26 protein-coding genes are annotated in these 17,377 nt (G+C 35.6%); 8 read left to right on the top strand and 18 right to left on the bottom strand.

The features are described from left to right. Positions 1-27: 27 nt before the first annotated feature. Positions 28-456 carry a PilZ domain-containing protein gene (locus GX497_16610; protein ID HHY74812.1) on the top strand — a complete coding sequence of 143 codons (429 nt, stop codon included), beginning with the start codon at positions 28-30 and terminating at the stop codon, positions 454-456. A 79-nt stretch (positions 457-535) separates the two neighbouring features. On the opposite strand, the gene GX497_16605 is transcribed toward GX497_16610, so the two are convergent. After that, positions 536-1,318, bottom strand: coding sequence for an aldo/keto reductase (locus GX497_16605; protein HHY74811.1), 783 nt, complete (start codon positions 1,316-1,318; stop codon positions 536-538). 155 nt (positions 1,319-1,473) lie between these two features. Between GX497_16605 and GX497_16600 the strand changes: the two genes are divergently transcribed. After that, on the top strand, positions 1,474-1,779 hold the full coding sequence (locus tag GX497_16600; protein HHY74810.1) for a hypothetical protein: 306 nt from the start codon (positions 1,474-1,476) through the stop codon (positions 1,777-1,779). Between the two features lie 85 nt (positions 1,780-1,864). Here GX497_16600 and GX497_16595 read toward each other — a convergent pair whose 3' ends face one another. From GX497_16595 to GX497_16580, 4 genes are all read right to left on the bottom strand, one after another. Continuing rightward, positions 1,865-2,044, bottom strand: coding sequence for an H-type small acid-soluble spore protein (locus GX497_16595; GenBank protein HHY74809.1), 180 nt, complete (start codon positions 2,042-2,044; stop codon positions 1,865-1,867). An 80-nt stretch (positions 2,045-2,124) separates the two neighbouring features. Continuing rightward, positions 2,125-2,307, bottom strand: coding sequence for a GDYXXLXY domain-containing protein (locus GX497_16590; GenBank protein HHY74808.1), 183 nt, complete (start codon positions 2,305-2,307; stop codon positions 2,125-2,127). Further along, complete coding sequence (locus GX497_16585) at positions 2,304-3,203, bottom strand: RluA family pseudouridine synthase (GenBank protein HHY74807.1); 900 nt, start codon at positions 3,201-3,203, stop codon at positions 2,304-2,306. The genes GX497_16590 and GX497_16585 overlap by 4 nt, the downstream gene beginning before the upstream one ends. A 30-nt stretch (positions 3,204-3,233) precedes the next feature. Further along, positions 3,234-4,109: an FRG domain-containing protein gene (locus GX497_16580; GenBank protein ID HHY74806.1), complete on the bottom strand. Its 876-nt coding sequence runs from the start codon at positions 4,107-4,109 to the stop codon at positions 3,234-3,236. Positions 4,110-4,357: 248 nt separating this feature from the next. Here GX497_16580 and GX497_16575 point away from each other — a divergent pair, with 248 nt between their 5' ends. Next, a complete protein-coding gene (locus GX497_16575; GenBank protein HHY74805.1) occupies positions 4,358-5,008 on the top strand; it encodes a hemolysin III family protein in 651 nt (216 codons plus the stop codon). A gap of 107 nt (positions 5,009-5,115) precedes the next feature. Next, positions 5,116-5,472 carry a hypothetical protein gene (locus tag GX497_16570; GenBank protein HHY74804.1) on the top strand — a complete coding sequence of 119 codons (357 nt, stop codon included), beginning with the start codon at positions 5,116-5,118 and terminating at the stop codon, positions 5,470-5,472. Between the two features lie 142 nt (positions 5,473-5,614). Here GX497_16570 and GX497_16565 read toward each other — a convergent pair whose 3' ends face one another. Continuing rightward, positions 5,615-5,881 carry a stage VI sporulation protein F gene (locus tag GX497_16565; protein ID HHY74803.1) on the bottom strand — a complete coding sequence of 89 codons (267 nt, stop codon included), beginning with the start codon at positions 5,879-5,881 and terminating at the stop codon, positions 5,615-5,617. A gap of 188 nt (positions 5,882-6,069) precedes the next feature. On the opposite strand from GX497_16565, the gene GX497_16560 reads away from it, so the two are divergent. Further along, positions 6,070-6,828, top strand: a complete 759-nt coding sequence (locus GX497_16560) for a DUF4931 domain-containing protein (protein HHY74802.1) — start codon at positions 6,070-6,072, stop codon at positions 6,826-6,828. A 20-nt stretch (positions 6,829-6,848) separates the two neighbouring features. Here the strand turns inward: GX497_16560 and GX497_16555 are convergent, their stop codons facing one another. Then, positions 6,849-7,601: a hypothetical protein gene (locus GX497_16555; protein ID HHY74801.1), complete on the bottom strand. Its 753-nt coding sequence runs from the start codon at positions 7,599-7,601 to the stop codon at positions 6,849-6,851. A gap of 172 nt (positions 7,602-7,773) precedes the next feature. Next, positions 7,774-8,001 carry a YozE family protein gene (locus tag GX497_16550; GenBank protein ID HHY74800.1) on the bottom strand — a complete coding sequence of 76 codons (228 nt, stop codon included), beginning with the start codon at positions 7,999-8,001 and terminating at the stop codon, positions 7,774-7,776. 184 nt (positions 8,002-8,185) lie between these two features. On the opposite strand from GX497_16550, the gene GX497_16545 reads away from it, so the two are divergent. Then, positions 8,186-8,566 carry a globin gene (locus GX497_16545; protein HHY74799.1) on the top strand — a complete coding sequence of 127 codons (381 nt, stop codon included), beginning with the start codon at positions 8,186-8,188 and terminating at the stop codon, positions 8,564-8,566. 12 nt (positions 8,567-8,578) lie between these two features. Here the strand turns inward: GX497_16545 and tatC are convergent, their stop codons facing one another. The 9 genes from tatC to GX497_16500 all read right to left on the bottom strand — a co-directional run bounded on the left by tatC (position 8,579) and on the right by GX497_16500 (position 15,154). Further along, positions 8,579-9,358, bottom strand: coding sequence for a twin-arginine translocase subunit TatC (tatC, locus tag GX497_16540; protein ID HHY74798.1), 780 nt, complete (start codon positions 9,356-9,358; stop codon positions 8,579-8,581). 137 nt (positions 9,359-9,495) lie between these two features. Further along, the gene (gene tatA, locus GX497_16535; GenBank protein ID HHY74797.1) at positions 9,496-9,693 is read right to left on the bottom strand and encodes a twin-arginine translocase TatA/TatE family subunit; all 198 of its coding nucleotides are present in this window, start codon (positions 9,691-9,693) and stop codon (positions 9,496-9,498) included. Between the two features lie 36 nt (positions 9,694-9,729). Next, entirely contained in the window at positions 9,730-9,933 is a 204-nt protein-coding gene (gene tatA, locus GX497_16530) for a twin-arginine translocase TatA/TatE family subunit (protein HHY74796.1), read from the bottom strand. 165 nt (positions 9,934-10,098) lie between these two features. Next, entirely contained in the window at positions 10,099-10,644 is a 546-nt protein-coding gene (locus tag GX497_16525) for a molybdenum cofactor guanylyltransferase (protein HHY74795.1), read from the bottom strand. 145 nt (positions 10,645-10,789) lie between these two features. Then, positions 10,790-12,055, bottom strand: a complete 1,266-nt coding sequence (ilvA, locus tag GX497_16520) for a threonine ammonia-lyase IlvA (GenBank protein HHY74794.1) — start codon at positions 12,053-12,055, stop codon at positions 10,790-10,792. 264 nt (positions 12,056-12,319) lie between these two features. Continuing rightward, the gene (locus GX497_16515; GenBank protein ID HHY74793.1) at positions 12,320-12,757 is read right to left on the bottom strand and encodes a universal stress protein; all 438 of its coding nucleotides are present in this window, start codon (positions 12,755-12,757) and stop codon (positions 12,320-12,322) included. A gap of 102 nt (positions 12,758-12,859) precedes the next feature. Further along, positions 12,860-13,351 (bottom strand): dihydrofolate reductase, encoded by a 492-nt coding sequence (locus GX497_16510; GenBank protein HHY74792.1) that lies wholly within the window; start codon positions 13,349-13,351, stop codon positions 12,860-12,862. A 24-nt stretch (positions 13,352-13,375) separates the two neighbouring features. Next, positions 13,376-13,978 carry a DedA family protein gene (locus tag GX497_16505; protein ID HHY74791.1) on the bottom strand — a complete coding sequence of 201 codons (603 nt, stop codon included), beginning with the start codon at positions 13,976-13,978 and terminating at the stop codon, positions 13,376-13,378. 219 nt (positions 13,979-14,197) lie between these two features. Next, positions 14,198-15,154: a thymidylate synthase gene (locus tag GX497_16500; protein HHY74790.1), complete on the bottom strand. Its 957-nt coding sequence runs from the start codon at positions 15,152-15,154 to the stop codon at positions 14,198-14,200. Positions 15,155-15,326: 172 nt separating this feature from the next. On the opposite strand from GX497_16500, the gene GX497_16495 reads away from it, so the two are divergent. Further along, complete coding sequence (locus GX497_16495; GenBank protein ID HHY74789.1) at positions 15,327-15,974, top strand: nitroreductase family protein; 648 nt, start codon at positions 15,327-15,329, stop codon at positions 15,972-15,974. An 87-nt stretch (positions 15,975-16,061) separates the two neighbouring features. Next, complete coding sequence (locus GX497_16490; protein ID HHY74788.1) at positions 16,062-16,280, top strand: hypothetical protein; 219 nt, start codon at positions 16,062-16,064, stop codon at positions 16,278-16,280. Between the two features lie 74 nt (positions 16,281-16,354). Here the strand turns inward: GX497_16490 and GX497_16485 are convergent, their stop codons facing one another. Then, a complete protein-coding gene (locus tag GX497_16485; protein ID HHY74787.1) occupies positions 16,355-17,296 on the bottom strand; it encodes a manganese-dependent inorganic pyrophosphatase in 942 nt (313 codons plus the stop codon). Positions 17,297-17,377 lie beyond the last annotated feature (81 nt).

Raw genomic sequence — 17,377 nt, 5'->3', positions numbered from 1 at the left:
AAGTTTATGTGGAAGGGATGTGATTTTATGATATTTCGCCGTAATGAAAGTTTTAGATATACATTTAAAAGCCCACTTGAATGCCAATATAAAATAATCAAAATAGAGGGATTATCCCTATGTTCTGATTTTGGCAGCGGACAAATCATTGACATTAGCCCAGGCGGAATGAAATTGATGACACCGCTAAATCTATGGAATTCAAATAAAAAAGTTGAAATTGAGATTCATTTTTCCCTTGATAATCATCCCTTTCAAATTTCCGGTCATTTACGATGGCAAAAAGAGGCGTATCAAAATGGACATTACTTTTATGGCGTTCTATTTGACCATTCAGCTGAAATTAGCAGCAAAATTACTGAATTATTGAAATCACATGTACGAAGGATGTTACAAACAGAGAGAAAAGATCATCTTCATGAAGATAAGTTTATTATGTACAGTAAAAGAAAATAGTTGTTATGAAGGGGAAATAGCCTGTTGTCCAATAGCCGAAAAACGACTTATTGGACAACCTGTCTATTTTTTTTGCAAGTTAAAAATTAAAGTTATCAGGATCTGGTCCTGTACGCTCATTTTTATTTAAAGCATTGATTTCTTCTATATCACTTTCATCAAGCTGAAAATCGAAGATATCAGCATTTTCTTTAATTCTATCGGCATGGATTGATTTTGGAATCGTAACAACACTCTTATCTAAATCCCAACGCAGTAAAATTTGTGATGGTTTTTTGCCATATTTCTCAGCAATTTTAATAATCGTTTGTTCATCGATTAATCTTCCCCGCATTAACGGTGCCCATGCTTCCATTTGAATTTGATTTTCCTTGCAGAAGGAAAGAAGCTCACGTTGTGTTAAGCGTGGATGGAATTCTACTTGATTGACCATTGGCTTTATTTCTGAATTTGTCATGACGTCTTTTAAGTGATGGATTTGGAAATTACAAACACCGATTGCCTTAACAAAGCCATCACGATACAGTTTTTCAAGGGCCTGCCATGTTTTCATATACTCCCCTTTTACTGGCCAATGAATTAAATATAAATCGATATAATCTAATCGTAATTTTCTTCTGCTTTCTTCAAATGCTTTTAGCGTCGTTTCATAGCCTTGGCTGTCATTCCAAACTTTTGTCGTAATAAATAGCTCTTCCCTCGGAATTCCGGCATCCCTTACAGCCTCGCCGACGCCCGTTTCATTTTGATAAAAAGCGGCGGTATCAATGCTGCGATACCCTACTTCAATCGCATTATGAATCGAGTGTATGACCTCATTCCCATCCTCTACCTTATAGACACCAAGACCTAACCATGGCATTTTTACACCATTATGCAACACAGCACAATCCTTTATATCATGAATCACCAAAATCAAAAACCCCCTATCTTAACATTTTTACCAAACTTTAATAGCTTTGCTTTTTATTTTAACATGATACAATGATAAAAGAGATTATACTGAGGAGTTTTCCAATGAATATTCTAATATGTGAACCGAATGTTCCGCCATATGAGAAAAAAATTACAGGTAAATATGAAGAATTGCAGCAAATTATCGGCGCAAATATGAAGGTACTTTCATTAAACCATCCTTCTATTATTATTATATGTAATAAGGATGCCTATGAAAAAAAAAGCCACAGTGAATACTATCGCTTAAATATTCCTGGTACCTTCTTATTTTCTGGTCACAAAAATAATCGATTGCGCAGCCTTAGCGAAGACGAAATCAACGTAATTATTAATACAATCAGAAAAGAAGATTTTACACTAGTATAATGAAATCCGAAACCTACAAAAGAAAGTATGTACGTACTACATAAAAATGGTTTCGCGAAGGGAGCTGATTCGCTCCCTTTTTCCTTTATTTTTCTTCAAGCTCTGCTACGGGAACAACCCTCACATCATCAGGATTATCTTTCGAAAAAACACTTACTGATTGGTTCGTTTCATTCGCGTTTTTTAACCAAACATTGACACCATTGTAGGTTACTGTAATTTCCTTCGGGGACGAGATAATTTGTTTTGCACGTTGAATGTCCAATTTACATTGCTCCTTTTCTTATTTTTTCATCTTATATTTTGTCATTCACGATTGGACTATTCATGGCTTTCGGCATTCGTTTATTCCTCCACTACCTCAACGAGCATGGAATCTCCATTGGCAGCAACTTTTACATAGGCATATTTTATTTTCTCCTGAAGGGCCCATCCCGTTTTCTCAGGAACAAAATAATTTTCGATTCCATATTCGATATTTTTATAGCCTTTTAATCTACCGGTTAGCCAAACATCTGCTTTTTCTATTCAAGCTCAAGTATATCATCGCTCCACGGAATCCTAACATCGATTTTCTCATTCGTAAATGGATGAATAAGCTCTATCCTTTCAGCATGTAATGCCTGCCTTTTTATCCCAACGGTCTTTCCTCCATAAAGAATATCACCGACAATTGGATAACCAAAATAACTCAAATGGACACGGATTTGGTGTGTTCTACCTGTATCAAGTTTTAGCTTTACAAATGTTATCTTTCGTTTAGGATAATATTGAACAACTTCATAATGTGTTACTGCATCATCACCTTTATTAGACACTCTCCTCCTTGTAGGATGATGGCGGTCACGGCCTATTTTCGCTGAAATGGTGCCTTTTTTTTGCTTTACTAAACCATGGACAAAAGCAATATAAGTTCTTGAGATCCCCCTTTTTTCAAGCATTTGATCTAGCATCGCTCCAGCCAGGGCATGCTTCGCAAACACCACGCCGCCTGATGTATCCCGGTCAAGGCGATGGATATGTCGGATTTTTGTAGAAATTCCATTCGATTGAAAATGAAAAGCAACGGCATTTGCTAGCGTATTTCCCTCACCTTCGTTTGGGTGGGTGTCCATCCCAGCAGGCTTATCAACAATTAATAAATGGTCATCCTCGTATGAAATTGTTATCGGAATAAATTGCGGGTCAACACCGTATTCTTCGTTGACAAATAACCGAAGTTGTAGTTTATCTCCTTTTTGCAGTGGCTCGTCCCATCTAGTCTGGACGGCCCCATTCACTTGTACCCTTTTTTCCATTCTAAATTGGTGAAGCAGCTTTTTCGGGGCCTTCCATTTCTCTTTTAAAAGGCTTTCAATTGACAATTGTTCCCATTCTTCTGGAACATCGATATGAAACCATTCCCCTTTTTTTGAACATTTCATGTGGTTAATCTCCTAGCTAAGCTATTTTCTTTATTCATACGTCTTTTGATCCTCTGCCCATAATTCAGGCCCTTTGGCTGTCTCTCTAAACAATTTGGATTCTCCATAATTAGTCTCATCCTGTATTTTCTTTTTCAGCAAATCGATTGTTGTCCATTGATTAACATAACTAGCAAGTCCGCTTAAATCTGGAAACAGTGTAAATTGGTTAATCCCGCTTAAGTTCAAAAACAACTCCACATCATTCTTTAACGCCCCATCAATTTGAATATGCTTTAGGATACGTTCTTTTAGAAGGACACCCTCATCTTCTTTTTCTAATCCCTGTTTTGTGTTGCCCTGTAGGGTAAAATATCCTTTCTGAAACATGCTTCGTGACGTATTCATTCTCGGGCTTAATGCCATTGATTTTTTGAATTCTTGCCGTTCATCAAGAAAACAGTTTGTTTTTGGCATGCTTTTTAATTCATCTAAATCGTGGAATAATTGATTAAGACGGAATGGGTCAAGAAGCCAAATTGAGCAAGGAATTTGATCATTCCAATCCTTCGTAGCAAAATATAAGGCAACGGCAAATGATTCCGACCAATCTAACAGTCTTGTTTTAACGCCATATTGCTGCATAATATAAAGAAGATCCCATTGGTTTTCCGTTTTATGCAAGTCAAAGCCATTCTCTAAAAAACGTCTGTAGCAAATTTCTTCCCATTCGAGAATTTTATCGAGCGAAAATCGCTGCCTAAACAGTCCAGAAAGTAAAGGATAACGCCCATTTTCAGAACCATTATTCGTTTGGCCGCGGTACCAAACAAGCCTGCTTTTCTTTGAAAAAAAAGTAACTTCATCTAAAATATTAAGCCAATTTTCCGAAAAAAAATAAGGAGTAATATCAAGTTTCCCGCTCATTTTTTCACCCACGATTTAATCAATTTTACTACAAATTATTACCAATACAAAGAGGACTATACTAATGATTGTAGAACAAGAAAGGTTCTAGTATTGTGTACTATACGATAGCATATTGATAGCATAAAAATAGCACTGTGATATAATCTGCATTTACAAATATTTTTAGATTTTATAGTTTTCGCTCTCTATTTTCTGCTATAATTTGTATTTAGTGAACTTAAAATTCGGAAGGGATGTCCTTTTTCATGAACACAACCCATACATTTTCTAAAATTGAAGAAATCGCGAACTCAATCACTCACGGCATTGGAGCTTTATTAAGCATAGCAGCACTTGTTTTACTTGTCGTCTTCTCCTCCACCCAAGGTACAATCCTTCATGTCATTAGCTTTTCTATTTTTGGTGGGACAATGTTATTTTTATATGTTTCCTCAACATTACTCCATAGTTTTCCAGCAGGGAAAACAAAAGATGTTTTTGAAATCATGGATCATTCCTCAATTTACTTATTTATTGCTGGAACCTATACTCCTTTTTTATTTATTGTCATAAAAGGCTGGGTTGGTTGGACTTTATTCGGCATTATTTGGGGATTGGCTTTATTAGGGGTCGTTTTTAAAATCTTCTATTGTAAAAAATTTTTATACGTATCAACCGCTCTTTATGTAGTAATGGGATGGTTAATCGTCTTTGCTTGGAAGCCTCTTGTCACCGGTCTTCCGACAGGTGGGATGGTGTTATTAATAACTGGTGGTGTATTGTACACACTTGGTACAATTTTTTATGTTTGGCGGGGCTTTACGTTTCACCATATGGTATGGCATTTATTTGTCCTGTTCGGCACAGTTGCCCACTTTTTTGCCGTCTTTTTATATGTCCTACCAATTCATGCATAAATAAATGCATATTTTACCAACCAATTATTTTAGCAACCTTTGCCCATACTAATAAAATAGCGGTGAAAATAACGACAGCTGAATATAAATCTCTTGAGGTGATTGTTTTGGATTTTAAATCGCTTTTTCATAAAGTAACGGACAAGTTTAAGGAAGCTTTTCAACATATTCAAAGAAGTCATGATAAGCTATCAATTGATGATGTAGCTTCCTATATTAAGAAACATACAAATACGGTAAAAACAAGTCGACATCTACTAGGAATCGACCTTCACGAATATACGTTAAAGGAAAATAGTCTGCATTTTATTTTAGAAACAAAAGGAAGCTCATCTGAAAAAATTTTATCCCTTACTATATTAACAGAGGGGAAACCACTTTTTAAGTATAAAAGCTATAATCCAACATTCTCTTCTACGATGACAGTTTCTCTACCAGAACTAGCAGCCACTAAGATGATTTAGTTCTCGGCTTTGTTGGGTCGCATTGAGGTTGTTCAAGCTCCTTTACTTGAGCAACCTTCTTTAAGTAATAACATTCTTCTTTCGTAAAAAAGAAGCTGCCGCAAAGGAAACACCTTGAGACAACCCCTCCATTAGATTTATGCTATTTAATCATTTTTGATAAAGAGTTTAAATCCATCGGTATATTGTTATTCAAAATAGCTTGGACAAGCATATCCTCCTTTTCTTTAGGAACACGCCTGCCGGCTAATTGGGCTACTTGCTGGATCACCCCTCTGACTGTTTTCTCATCTTTGAAGTTTGCGTTTGATAATGAGTTTGCTAGCCTTAGTATTTCGTTCATATTGACGCCTGTTTTCTTTTCAATATTTCCAAACATATTATTGTTGTTCTTGTTTCTGTTTTGCATTCATTTACCTCCATTCCCTTTAACGTTAATTCCATTGTATGGAGGAACGTCTGTTAAGGTGCAGTAACAGCAAAAAACAGGCTGCCACCCTCTTGTTTGTAGAAAAACATTCATACATAGTAGTGGTAAAGCATTAAAATCTATAATAAACTTATTATAGGAAACTATTAAAGGAGCAGAGGTTGTTTATGCATAATCATTTAATATTTAATTCCTCCATCGGGTCGCAAAAACCTAACAGCTTACTAAATGCAAATACATCATGCCCTTTTTGTAATCGTGAAGCACTTACGGACCTATTAGATATAGATGGTTCAATCATTTGGCTAAAAAATAAATATCCAACTTTAGAAAACACTTTTCAAACGGTAATCATCGAAACTGATGAATGCCAGGCAGAGCTTTCAGAATATAGTAAAGACCATCTATATAAAGTTATTTCCTTTGGATTAAAACATTGGAAAGAAATGATTAAAAGTAAGAAATATAAGTCTGTTTTATTTTTTAAAAACCATGGACCATTATCAGGGGGATCTTTGCGCCATCCCCATATGCAAATCGTTGGTCTTGAAAAAATTGACTATCTAGAAGCTTTACGGGAAAACCATTTTGTCGGTACGCCGATTGAAATTAAACATGGCGTTGAGTTCAACATTTCACGGTACCCAAGAATGGGCTTTTTTGAATTTAATATTATGATGGAAGACGAACAGAGGTTACAGATTTTCGCAGAAAATATTCAAATCGCTACTCACTATATTTTGAACCATTTTCACAAAAACTGTAATAGCTATAACTTATTTTTTTATGAATTTGCTGGGAAAACAGTCGTAAAAGTAGTCCCGCGCTTTCCAACATCACCGCTTTTTGTTGGTTACGCAATTCCACAGGTTTCCAACCATATTGATTCAGTCGTGGATAAAATAAAAGAGCTTTATTATAAATAGAGCTCTTTTATCTGTTCATCTTATTTTCCTATAAACATTTGCGACCAATAATTTCCTTCCCCACTATGACCAACGCCAATATGTGTAAAATTAGCGCTTAAAATATTTTTGCGATGGCCTTCACTATTCATCCATGCTTGAACAACTTCTTCAGCTGTTCGTTGCCCTTGGGCAATGTTTTCACCAGCAGCACGATAGCCGACCCCAAAATCTCGCATCATATCGAATGGTGTGCCATAGGTAGGACTTGTATGTGAAAAATAATGGTTTGTTTGCATATCGTTTGCTTTTTCACGAGCAACTTTACCTAATGGAGTATCAGCTTGCAAATCAGGTAAGCCATTTTTTCTTCTTTCCGCATTCGTTAATTGAATAACCTGTGTTTCAACAGCACTAATTCCAGCGCTAGGAGTCGCTTGTGGTTGTTGCTTTTGCTGTGTTTGTGCACCTTGTTGAGGTTGCTGTAATTGTGCTTGTTGTTGTGCTTGTCCTCCCTGTCGTGGAGCCTTCGGTGTTACGCTAGGCATATTTCTACCATCAAAAGCAAACTGCCCCGCATGACGTCCATCGACAATTCTAAAATCATATTTAGCCCCTTGCATCAATACAGGCTCCGTATGTGGGTAATCACGGCTAGACAACGTCGTATTCATACTTGAAATCGAATCATCGACATTGCTCCTACCATAACCATTATCGTTACTATTGTCATTGAATCCTGTGTCTTTATTGTTGTTGCATGCAACAGCGACTAGCAAAAATAAAATCATCATCAATATTTGAATAGGTTTTCTTCTCACCATTTGTTCCTCCTATATTTCATGATTTTCTTTTTTAATTTTTCCTTTTACAGAGAAATTATTTTGTAAAAAAGAAAAGATAGGAGTACAAAAAATGGAAACCCAATGTTTTTTAAACACAGCCATAATCATCGCCTAATGAAATTCAAATACCTATAACATCTTGTTCATACATTTCCCAGATTTGATCAAAAATAATAATAGAGTTTAATGCTGTTTCACTTAATTCTAAATAGCTACTTATTTCATGATAATCTGAAGAATATTTAGGAAAGCTATGGTCTTTATAGATTTCTTCAGCAAATTGCCCGAACAAATCTCCTTTTTTAGTTGTGCGATATTTTAAAACATATTGATAAAACGTTTTGTTCAAGTGGGAACGTCCTTTCTCTTTGGTTTTGCCTTCTTCATTTTATTTTATCAAGCGTCCCTCAAAAATCAATTAAATTGATTATATGGTCAACCCTATGTCATAATAATAGCGTGATTTATATCACACCAAACAATTTCACATTTTGATATATTATGTTTAAAAAGTATAAAATAGGTGATAGAAAATGAAATTTGAAACTCCATATGAACTCTTAGGCGGGGAGGAAACCATTCAAAAACTTGTGATTGCTTTTTATCCAAAAGTTTACGCAAACCCGATTCTAAGCCCATTGTTCGAAGGCGATATGCAAGAAATTATGAGAAAACAAAAAATGTTTTTAACACAATTTTTAGGTGGACCAACATTATATAGTGACGAATTTGGCCCACCAGCAATGAGGGCTAGACATCTTCCTTTTGAAATTACACCTACGCGAAGAAAAGCTTGGTTGGCTTGTATGAAAGAAGCGATGGATGACATTGGACTAGAGGGGCCGATGCGACATGCGTTCTACGAGCGGCTTGAGCAAGTGGCTGAAATTATGGTAAACACGCCTGATCATTGATCAGGCGTGTTTTTACCCATTTATTATCTTTTCTTTCTCTTCCTCTGTACCTTGTTCTTCGGCATCTGCCATTCCAAATTCTTTAGCTACCATTTGATCTTTTTTAAGCTTTTTCCGATAGACGACTTTTGACAATTGGATGCTTATTTCATATAAAATACATAGCGGAATGAATACTAAAGTTTGTGATAAAAAGTCAGGTGGTGTGACTACGGCAGCCACGATAGCCAGTACAAAATAGGCATATTTCCTAATTTTAGATAATATTTGTGGATTAATAATGCCAAGACTTGTTAAAAACATGACGATTACTGGCAATTCAAAAAGAAATGCAAATGGCAGCGTAATCTTAAATAAAAAACTAAAGTATTTCTCAATCGTAAACATATTTTGAATATCGTCACCAGCAAGACTTAGCAAAAATTTAAAAACGAATGGAAAAATAAGGAAATACCCAAAAGAAAGACCAACAATAAACAAAATAAATAAAGCTGGAACATATGAGAGCGTAACCCTTCTTTCGATAGGCTCTAACGCTGGCTTAATAAATAACCAAAGCTGCCAAGCCAACACTGGAATTGTTAAAGCAATCGCTACAACACCTGCAAGCTGAAAATACACCCACACAATTTCTGTTGGGCTTAATACGGTAAGCTTAAAATCTAAATCCATCACAAAAAAGTTATATATATCTTTAATATAAATAAAAGCTACGATAAAGAAGATGATAAAAGCTACACCTGTGATAATAATGCGTTTTCGTAGTTCTTCTAAATGACCAACGAGATTCATACTTTGTTCTTGTTCCAATTTATTATTCCCCCCATACAAAGGAAGCCTTATGTTACTACTTCTAGATGTAAAAGCTTTAGAAAGAGTAAAGAAGATGTAAGATGAATAATCTTACATCCTCTAGCTAATCTTCTATATTATAAAGATTCTTTCTTCTCGTCTTCGATTTTCTTCGGTTCATCATCATCTTTTGTTAATTCTTTCGTTGCCTTTTTAAACTCTTTCAATGAACTACCAACCGCTCTCCCGATTTCTGGTAATTTAGAAGGTCCAAAAACGATAAGTGCAATCACGAGAATTAATATTAATCCTGGGAAGCCAATATTTGAAAACATGAATGTTCACTCCTACTAATTCTGATAAATAAAAGTTTATTTTTTAAGTGATTTAACTTCTTCCTTCACTTCAGCAAATTCTTCAACAACATCACTTGTTAATTCTTTTGTTGATTTTTTTAATTCGCGAATCGTTTGACCAGTAGCTCTTCCTATTTCTGGCAATTTTTTAGGCCCAAAAACAATCAATGCTAAGAGCAAAATAAGAATTAAGCCCGGAATTCCGATGTTTGTTAACATAATAGAGTTCCTCCTACTCCTGTTTGAAAACCTACAAATAGTATGAAAACTATTTTTAAGATATGTTTATTATAAACATTTTCAATCGATTTTGCTATATAATAACTTATATTCATCATTATTTCACAAATATCATTCATTTCACAATCTATTAAGTCTGTAATCCTACAGATTTTGTCTTATTACTTTTTGATAATCTAAAGGCGAGTTCATATTATAAAATATTTTTTCGATATTACCGCTAATCACATTTGCTAATTCAATTTCATTTACATACCGAACCTCAAGAGTTGAAAGCAAATCACTCATCCTTAAGTTTTCTCCAAGCAAACATTGTTCTATCTTAGGTAAAATTGTTTTTTTGAAAACTGAAAAGAGCGGATGCAATTTTCCGTTTATTCTTGGAACAACTGCTTCATACTCCTCACTTAAATCAACTAGATGTTTCACTAATTCACCAGAGGCAAAAGGCATATCACAGGCCACGAAGAAATTCGTTTCCGTTTTACTATTCTTCAGACCAGCATGAATGCCCGCCATAGGGCCAAGTCCTTCGTATTCATCTTTAATCATTGGCAGTCCTAAAAATGCATATGCTTCAAAATCATTAGTCGCTATCATAATTTGAGAAAAATAAGGTGTTAATTGCTCTTTAATCAATTGAATATTAGCCTTTCCTTCGATTGGTAAAAGTGCCTTATTTGTCCCCATTCTGCTTGATTTCCCACCGGCAAGGATAATAGCTGTCGCTTCGTTGTTCACAGGACCACCTCTTATTTTTTCTCTCCGCTAAGGTATATATACGCTAAAAAGGAGGCCTACAGCAAATGGAAGCCTCCTTAAAAAATCACGAAAACTATATTAATAAATTAAATAAATCCATATCTTTATTAAGCTCTTTATATTTAAATCCCTTTTTCTCCATCCGATTAATCAGCGGCTCATAGTCTACTCTATTTTTAAGCTCAAGTCCAACGAGTGCTGGTCCGTTATCTTTATTGTTTTTCTTCGTATATTCAAAACGAGTGATATCATCATCTGGACCTAGTACTTCATCGAGGAATTCACGTAAAGCACCAGCCCGTTGCGGGAAATTAACTAGAAAATAATGCATTAATCCTTCATAAATAAGCGATTTTTCTTTCATCTCCTGCATTCTACTAATATCGTTATTCCCGCCGCTGACGATGCAAACGACCGTTTTTCCTTTAATTTTGTCTTTGTTAAAGTCAAGAGCAGCAATTGACAAAGCTCCTGCAGGCTCTACTACAATGGCATTTTCATTATAAAGTTCTAGGATTGTTGAGCAAACCTTACCTTCAGGCACAACTGTTATGCCTGATAAAAGCTCTCTACAAATATCAAAGTCCATCTCTCCTACTTTTTTTACAGCAGCACCGTCGACAAAACTATCAATTTTGTCAAGCGTTACAATTTCATTTTGGTCTAAGGCGATTTTCATTGATGGCGCCCCTTCTGGTTCAACTCCGATGATGTTTGTTTTTGGTGAAATGCCTTTTACATACGTACCTACACCAGAAACCAAGCCACCGCCGCCAATCGCAGCAAAGACATAATCGACATTTTCCCCAATTTCATTCATAAACTCCATCGCCAGTGTCCCTTGGCCAGCAATGACATGTGGATCATCAAATGGGTGGATAAAGACTTTTCCTTCCTCCTTGCAGCATTCCATCGCTTTTGCCGAAGAATCATCAAAAGTGTCACCAATTAGGACGATTTCAACGAACTCGCCGCCAAATCGTTTAACTGAATTAATCTTTTGACGCGGTGTCGTTGACGGCATGAAAATTTTCCCGTTAATTTTCAAAGCGTTGCAAGAATAGGCTACACCTTGAGCATGGTTGCCAGCACTAGCACAGACAACACCTTTTTTCCGTTCTTCTTCCGTTAAGCTTTGGATTTTATTATAGGCGCCACGAATTTTAAAGGAGCGCACGACTTGTAAGTCTTCTCTTTTTAAATAGACATTACATTGATACCGTTCAGATAAGATATCATTTCTCTGCAATGGTGTATGTGTCACAATATCCTTTAATGCATGGTTTGCAATAATGATATCTTCCATTTGAATTCTTTTCATAACTTTTGTACCTTCCATTTTAGATAATCCTTCTTTCTAGAGCTTAGTAGTCACCGAATATGTTTCTTTATTATAACACGTTTTGAAAGGTGAATAAATTTATTTTCGAAACTATTAAAATTTTCCGTTAACATGGAAGCGTTATCATTTACATGCAGCAGAAATGTAGTCTATAAAAATATAAAATCCATAAGCCGAACGCTAACGCAATCATCGACTTATGGAATAATCAAGTTTTTATTATTTTTCAGTTTCTTGCTCAATATTCATCGAGTGACTATATCAACGTTCTAGCTGGGCTGGCACCAATGTCAACGGACAAGGTGTTAAATGAATGACGCCGTAGCCAACACTTCCAAGCGCCTTGCTCACATCTGGTCCCATTCCTCTAGACCCCATAATAATGCATCTAGCACTCGTTTCCTCTGCTTCCGCACATATTTCAATAGTTGGTAACCCTAAACGCACCTTCGCCGTATAATGAAAGCCAAGCTCATCTAAATATTCTTTCGCTTTTTCTAGTAGTTTTTCACCTGTTTGATGATGAATTTCCTGTATTTCTTCATCAGTCTTCATTGAATCCCAAGGTTCATCAAATCTAGGTTGGACATTGACAAGTATGATTTGTTCATTCCAGCAATTTGCTATTTCCACGGCAAATTTTAGGGCCCTTAAAGAATGCTCCGATCCATCAATCGGTACAATTATCGGATGTTTCATTGATGTTTCCCCCATTTCTATCTTGAATAAGTGTCATAGCTAGTTTATGGATAAAATTATAACATTTTTACTTTTCCAACTGTGGTAATCATTAGGAAAATTTTATGACAATCTTCTAGTGTAAATAGTGAAATAATAATCATATCGGTTTTTCTCATCTTTAGGCCCTTTTTCCTTCGAGACAAGCTCCCAATCTGATTCATTCAGCGCAGGAAAATAGGTATCTCCTGAAAACTCATCGTCAATCAACGTTATATATAGCCGATCAACAGAAGTCAACACTTCGTTAAAAATTTCTGCGCCGCCAATCACACATATTTCTTCCGCTTCTGTTTTTTCCAAAGTAAAAATATCATCAATACTATGAATGACGTTACAACCATCTACCACGTAATTTTTGTTTTTTGTCAAAATAATATTCTTTCTACCAGGTAAAGGTCGGCCAATTGATTCATATGTTTTTCTTCCCATGACAATTGCTTTGCCCATCGTGACCTTTTTAAAAAAAGCTAAATCAGCAGGCAAATGCCATGGAAGCTGATTATCTTTACCAATCACTCGGTTTTTGTCCATTGCAACTACAATTGAAATCATCTTATTATCCTCTTCCTTTTTCTACTATATATTAGTTGTTTTTCCTTTTCTCCAATATAGATAAATAGCGATAATTATTACAATAAAAAGTAATAGAATAATGTAAACCCGGTACTGGCTTATTGTAAATTCAACCCTATGCCAATTCCCTCCTAATATACGCCCTAACGTTATAAAAACAAACCCCCAAAATACCGCACCAGTATAGGCAAATAGAGCAAACTTTTTATATGACATCGCATTAATACCTGCAAGGTAGGCCGTTATATGGCGGACACCTGGAATAAAATAACCGAAAAACAATAAATAAGGACCAAACTTTTCAAAGAGCCGATGTGTTGTTTCAATTCGTTTTTCCGTTATATGGAGTCTTGGACCAAATTTATGTAAAAATGGAACGCCTAATTTAATTCCTAAAAAATAACTAATCGATATTCCGATAATAGCCCCAATAAACGCGCTTCCCAAAGATGAAACATAAGACAATTTTCCTTGAAACACGTTATACCCTATGAAAGTAAGGAGAACTTCGTCTGGAATCGGTAGGCCAACAATGCCTAAAATGAGGACAAACGTAATTCCGAAATACCCATAATGCTCTAACAAATATATAAAATGACCTTCCATTCATTCACAACCTTGGTTTTATTTCTCATAAAGCAATTATAGTAGGAGATTCAATTTAAAACAAATGAATTATTTACTCAATTTTTTCGAGTCTCCAATGTTCACCAACTGTATCTTTATTTAATGAATGATTGCGGTTCTTCTTCCGGGAGTTGATGCTTGTAAATTGAGAAAAAACAGTCTCCTTTAGGAAGAAGACTGTTTTTTTATGTTATTATTTTATACGGCAACTGGTGCTTTTATCATTGGATGCGGATCATATCCTAGTAGCTCAAGATCCTCTACTTCAAAATCAAAAACTGAATTTATATCAGGATTTAATTTCAACATAGGTAGTGGCCGCACCTCACGGCTTAGCTGTGTTTGAATTTGTTCGATATGATTCACATAAATATGGGCATCACCAAATGTATGGACAAAATCGCCAACCTTTAAACCGCATTCTTGGGCAATCAAATGAGTTAATAAGGAATAGCTGGCAATGTTAAAAGGAACACCTAAAAACACATCGCCTGACCGTTGATAAAGCTGACAGCTTAGCTTTCCATCTGCTACGTAAAATTGAAATAAGCTATGACAAGGTGGCAGCGCCATACTAGAAACCTCTCCAGGATTATAAGCAACAATTAGAAGCCTACGGCTATCAGGATTTCGCTTAATCTCTTCGACAACATTTTTCAACTGATCAATCGTCTCTCCTCGAGCACTCTCCCACTCGCGCCATTGCTTGCCATAGACAGGTCCAAGCTCCCCATATTTTTCAGCAAATTCTTCATCAGATAGAATGAGAGTAATAAATTTATCCATTTCACTTTGATAAAGCTGATTAAATTGTTCATCATGTAAGCTACGATGCCCGAAATCGGTCATGTCTGGGCCGTGGTATTCATCACTTTCGACCCAATTTTTAAAAGCCCATTCATTCCAAATATGATTGTTATGCTGAAGAAGGTAGCGAATATTCGTATCACCTTTAATAAACCATAACAGTTCACTAGCGATGAGGCGAAAGGGAATTCTCTTTGTTGTAAGTAGAGGAAAACCTTGGCTTAAATCAAATCGCATTTGATAACCGAACACAGAAACAGTGCCCGTGCCCGTGCGATCTTCCTTTTTTATACCATTATTTAAAATGTGTTGGCACATTTGTAAGTATTCATATTCTGGATGTTTCAAAAGTATAGACACTCCTTTTTATAAAAAAAAAATTCGTTATATAACCTATATCTAACTATATAGTATAAAGCATTTTCGCAGTTAGAAATAGTTTTTTGATTTTTTTATTGTAATAGCTGGCTTCTTTTTGATAAGGTTACATTATTACTATTTTTTATTGTTGGAGGCTTTTATGGATTATAGTCAGTTTAAAGAAATTTTATTAAGTAGAAGAAGTGTTCGAAAATATGAAGAGAAAGAAGTAACAACTGAAGATATTCTTGAGTTAATTGATTGCGCGAGATTCGCTCCAAGTGATACAAATTCACAAACCTGGGAGTTCATCGTCATCAATAACAAGGAAAAAATCAAGGAAATCGAACAGATGACATGGGATGCCTTGCATGAAAAAGCAAAAGAAGCAGAACAACGCGGCTTTGATAGACCAGCGAAAATGCTCGTTAAATCATTTGGCCCATATGCAACTGCTTTTTCGGATGCCCCAGTGTTAATTATTTGTCTAGCAACTCCATACGAATCAAAATTTAGGGAAAAGGTTTTTAATCCAATTAATCTTGTACCAGATGAAGTATGGCGTGAAGAAGGCATTAAAAGCAGCTGCTTAGCTGTGCAAAATTTAATGTTAGCTGCTCATGCAAAAGGATTAGGGACATGCCCGATGACTGGTCCTGTCTTGCTCGCAGAAGAAAGATTACGCGAATATTTACAAATCGATGCCACTAAAACAATCAATATGGTTGTCGCTTTAGGATTCCCGAAGGAAACACCAAAACGATTAGCCCGCAAAGAAATTGCTGAGATTGTTCAGATTATCGAATAAGAATCGAGTCAATTTAGTAAACAATCATCATATATTTTATATGGAGTATGTTTTTCACACATCCCATATAGAGTAGGTGAGGCTTACATGTTTACTGTTCATTTTTATGAAGAAAAAACTCTGCTGTTAAGTCAACTGCTTAATCGTGTTCCATTAGTCGGTGAAAATTTAAAAATTAAAGGCCGTAAAGGGAATGTTTTAGGTGTTAATAAAATTGACGAAAAAACGTATCACGTTCAAGTAGTTCAGGAAAAGATAAAAAAAGTAAAAGTAATCGAAGATCTTTCTAAAAAGAAAAGAAGATAAGTCCTTAGCAAAAGCTCACCATTTGGTGAGCTTCTTATTTCTTCAAACTTATTTTATTCAAGCAAACGATTAAATTAAATCGTTTGCTTGCTAGTAAAACTTTCTGTAAGATTAGGAATAATTTGCTTTTTGCGTGATACAACGCCTTTTAAAGTAGCCAAATTGTTATTTAATTTTACATTAAAAGCTTGCTCGACATTTTCTGTTGCTTCACCAAGCGCTAGGGCAATTGAATCGCTCTTTAAAATATCTGTCACAACGAGAACAAATAAATCTAAACTTTTTTCGTTTATATAAGCTGTCATCGCTTCTTCTAACTCTTGTTGACGAACAAGAATATCCATCGGATCAATCGCATTCACTTGGGCCACTTGCACTTTGGCACATCCCATCGGGAACTCTTTTGAATCAAGGGTGATTAATTCTTTAGCTGTTTTATCACTTAAATCGGCTCCTGCTTTTAACATCGCCAAACCATATTCTTCCGCATTTACACCAGCAATAGCAGCTAATTCTTTTGCCGCATCAATATCTTCTTGTGTGCATGTTGGTGATTTGAATAATAGCGAATCAGAAATAATCGCCGAAAGCATTAAGCCCGCAATCTCTTTTTCAATGGCTACGCCATTTTCCTTATACATTTTATTTAAAATAGTCGCTGTACAGCCAACTGGCTCGACACGGAAATATAGAGGGTCCTTTGTTTCAAAGTTGGCTACACGGTGATGATCAATAACTTCAGCAATACGTACTTCGGTAATGTCATCTGCACTTTGCTGACGCTCATTATGGTCCACTAAAATAACAGTATTTACTTCAGCCGCTACTGCCTCTACCAATCGAGGTTCCTTTATTCCAAAATAATCAAGGGCATATTTCGTTTCACCATTGATTTGTCCTAAACGAATGGCTTCCGTATTAAAGCCTAATTTTGTTTTCAAGTCATTATACGCAATAGCAGAACAGATTGAATCTGTATCTGGGTTTTTATGACCGAGAATCAGTATTTTTTCCATAATCTCTCTCCTTTAAAAATACATATGCCACTTTATTTTCACATAGCTATTTTACTGTAAAAAAACCGGTAAGAAAAGTTA

This window comes from Bacillus sp. (in: firmicutes) (genome assembly GCA_012842745.1).
GTDB lineage: Bacteria > Bacillota > Bacilli > Bacillales > Bacillaceae_J > Schinkia.
The sequence above is the reverse complement of the archived record's forward strand: the minus strand, read 5'-3'. Positions and strand labels throughout refer to the sequence as shown.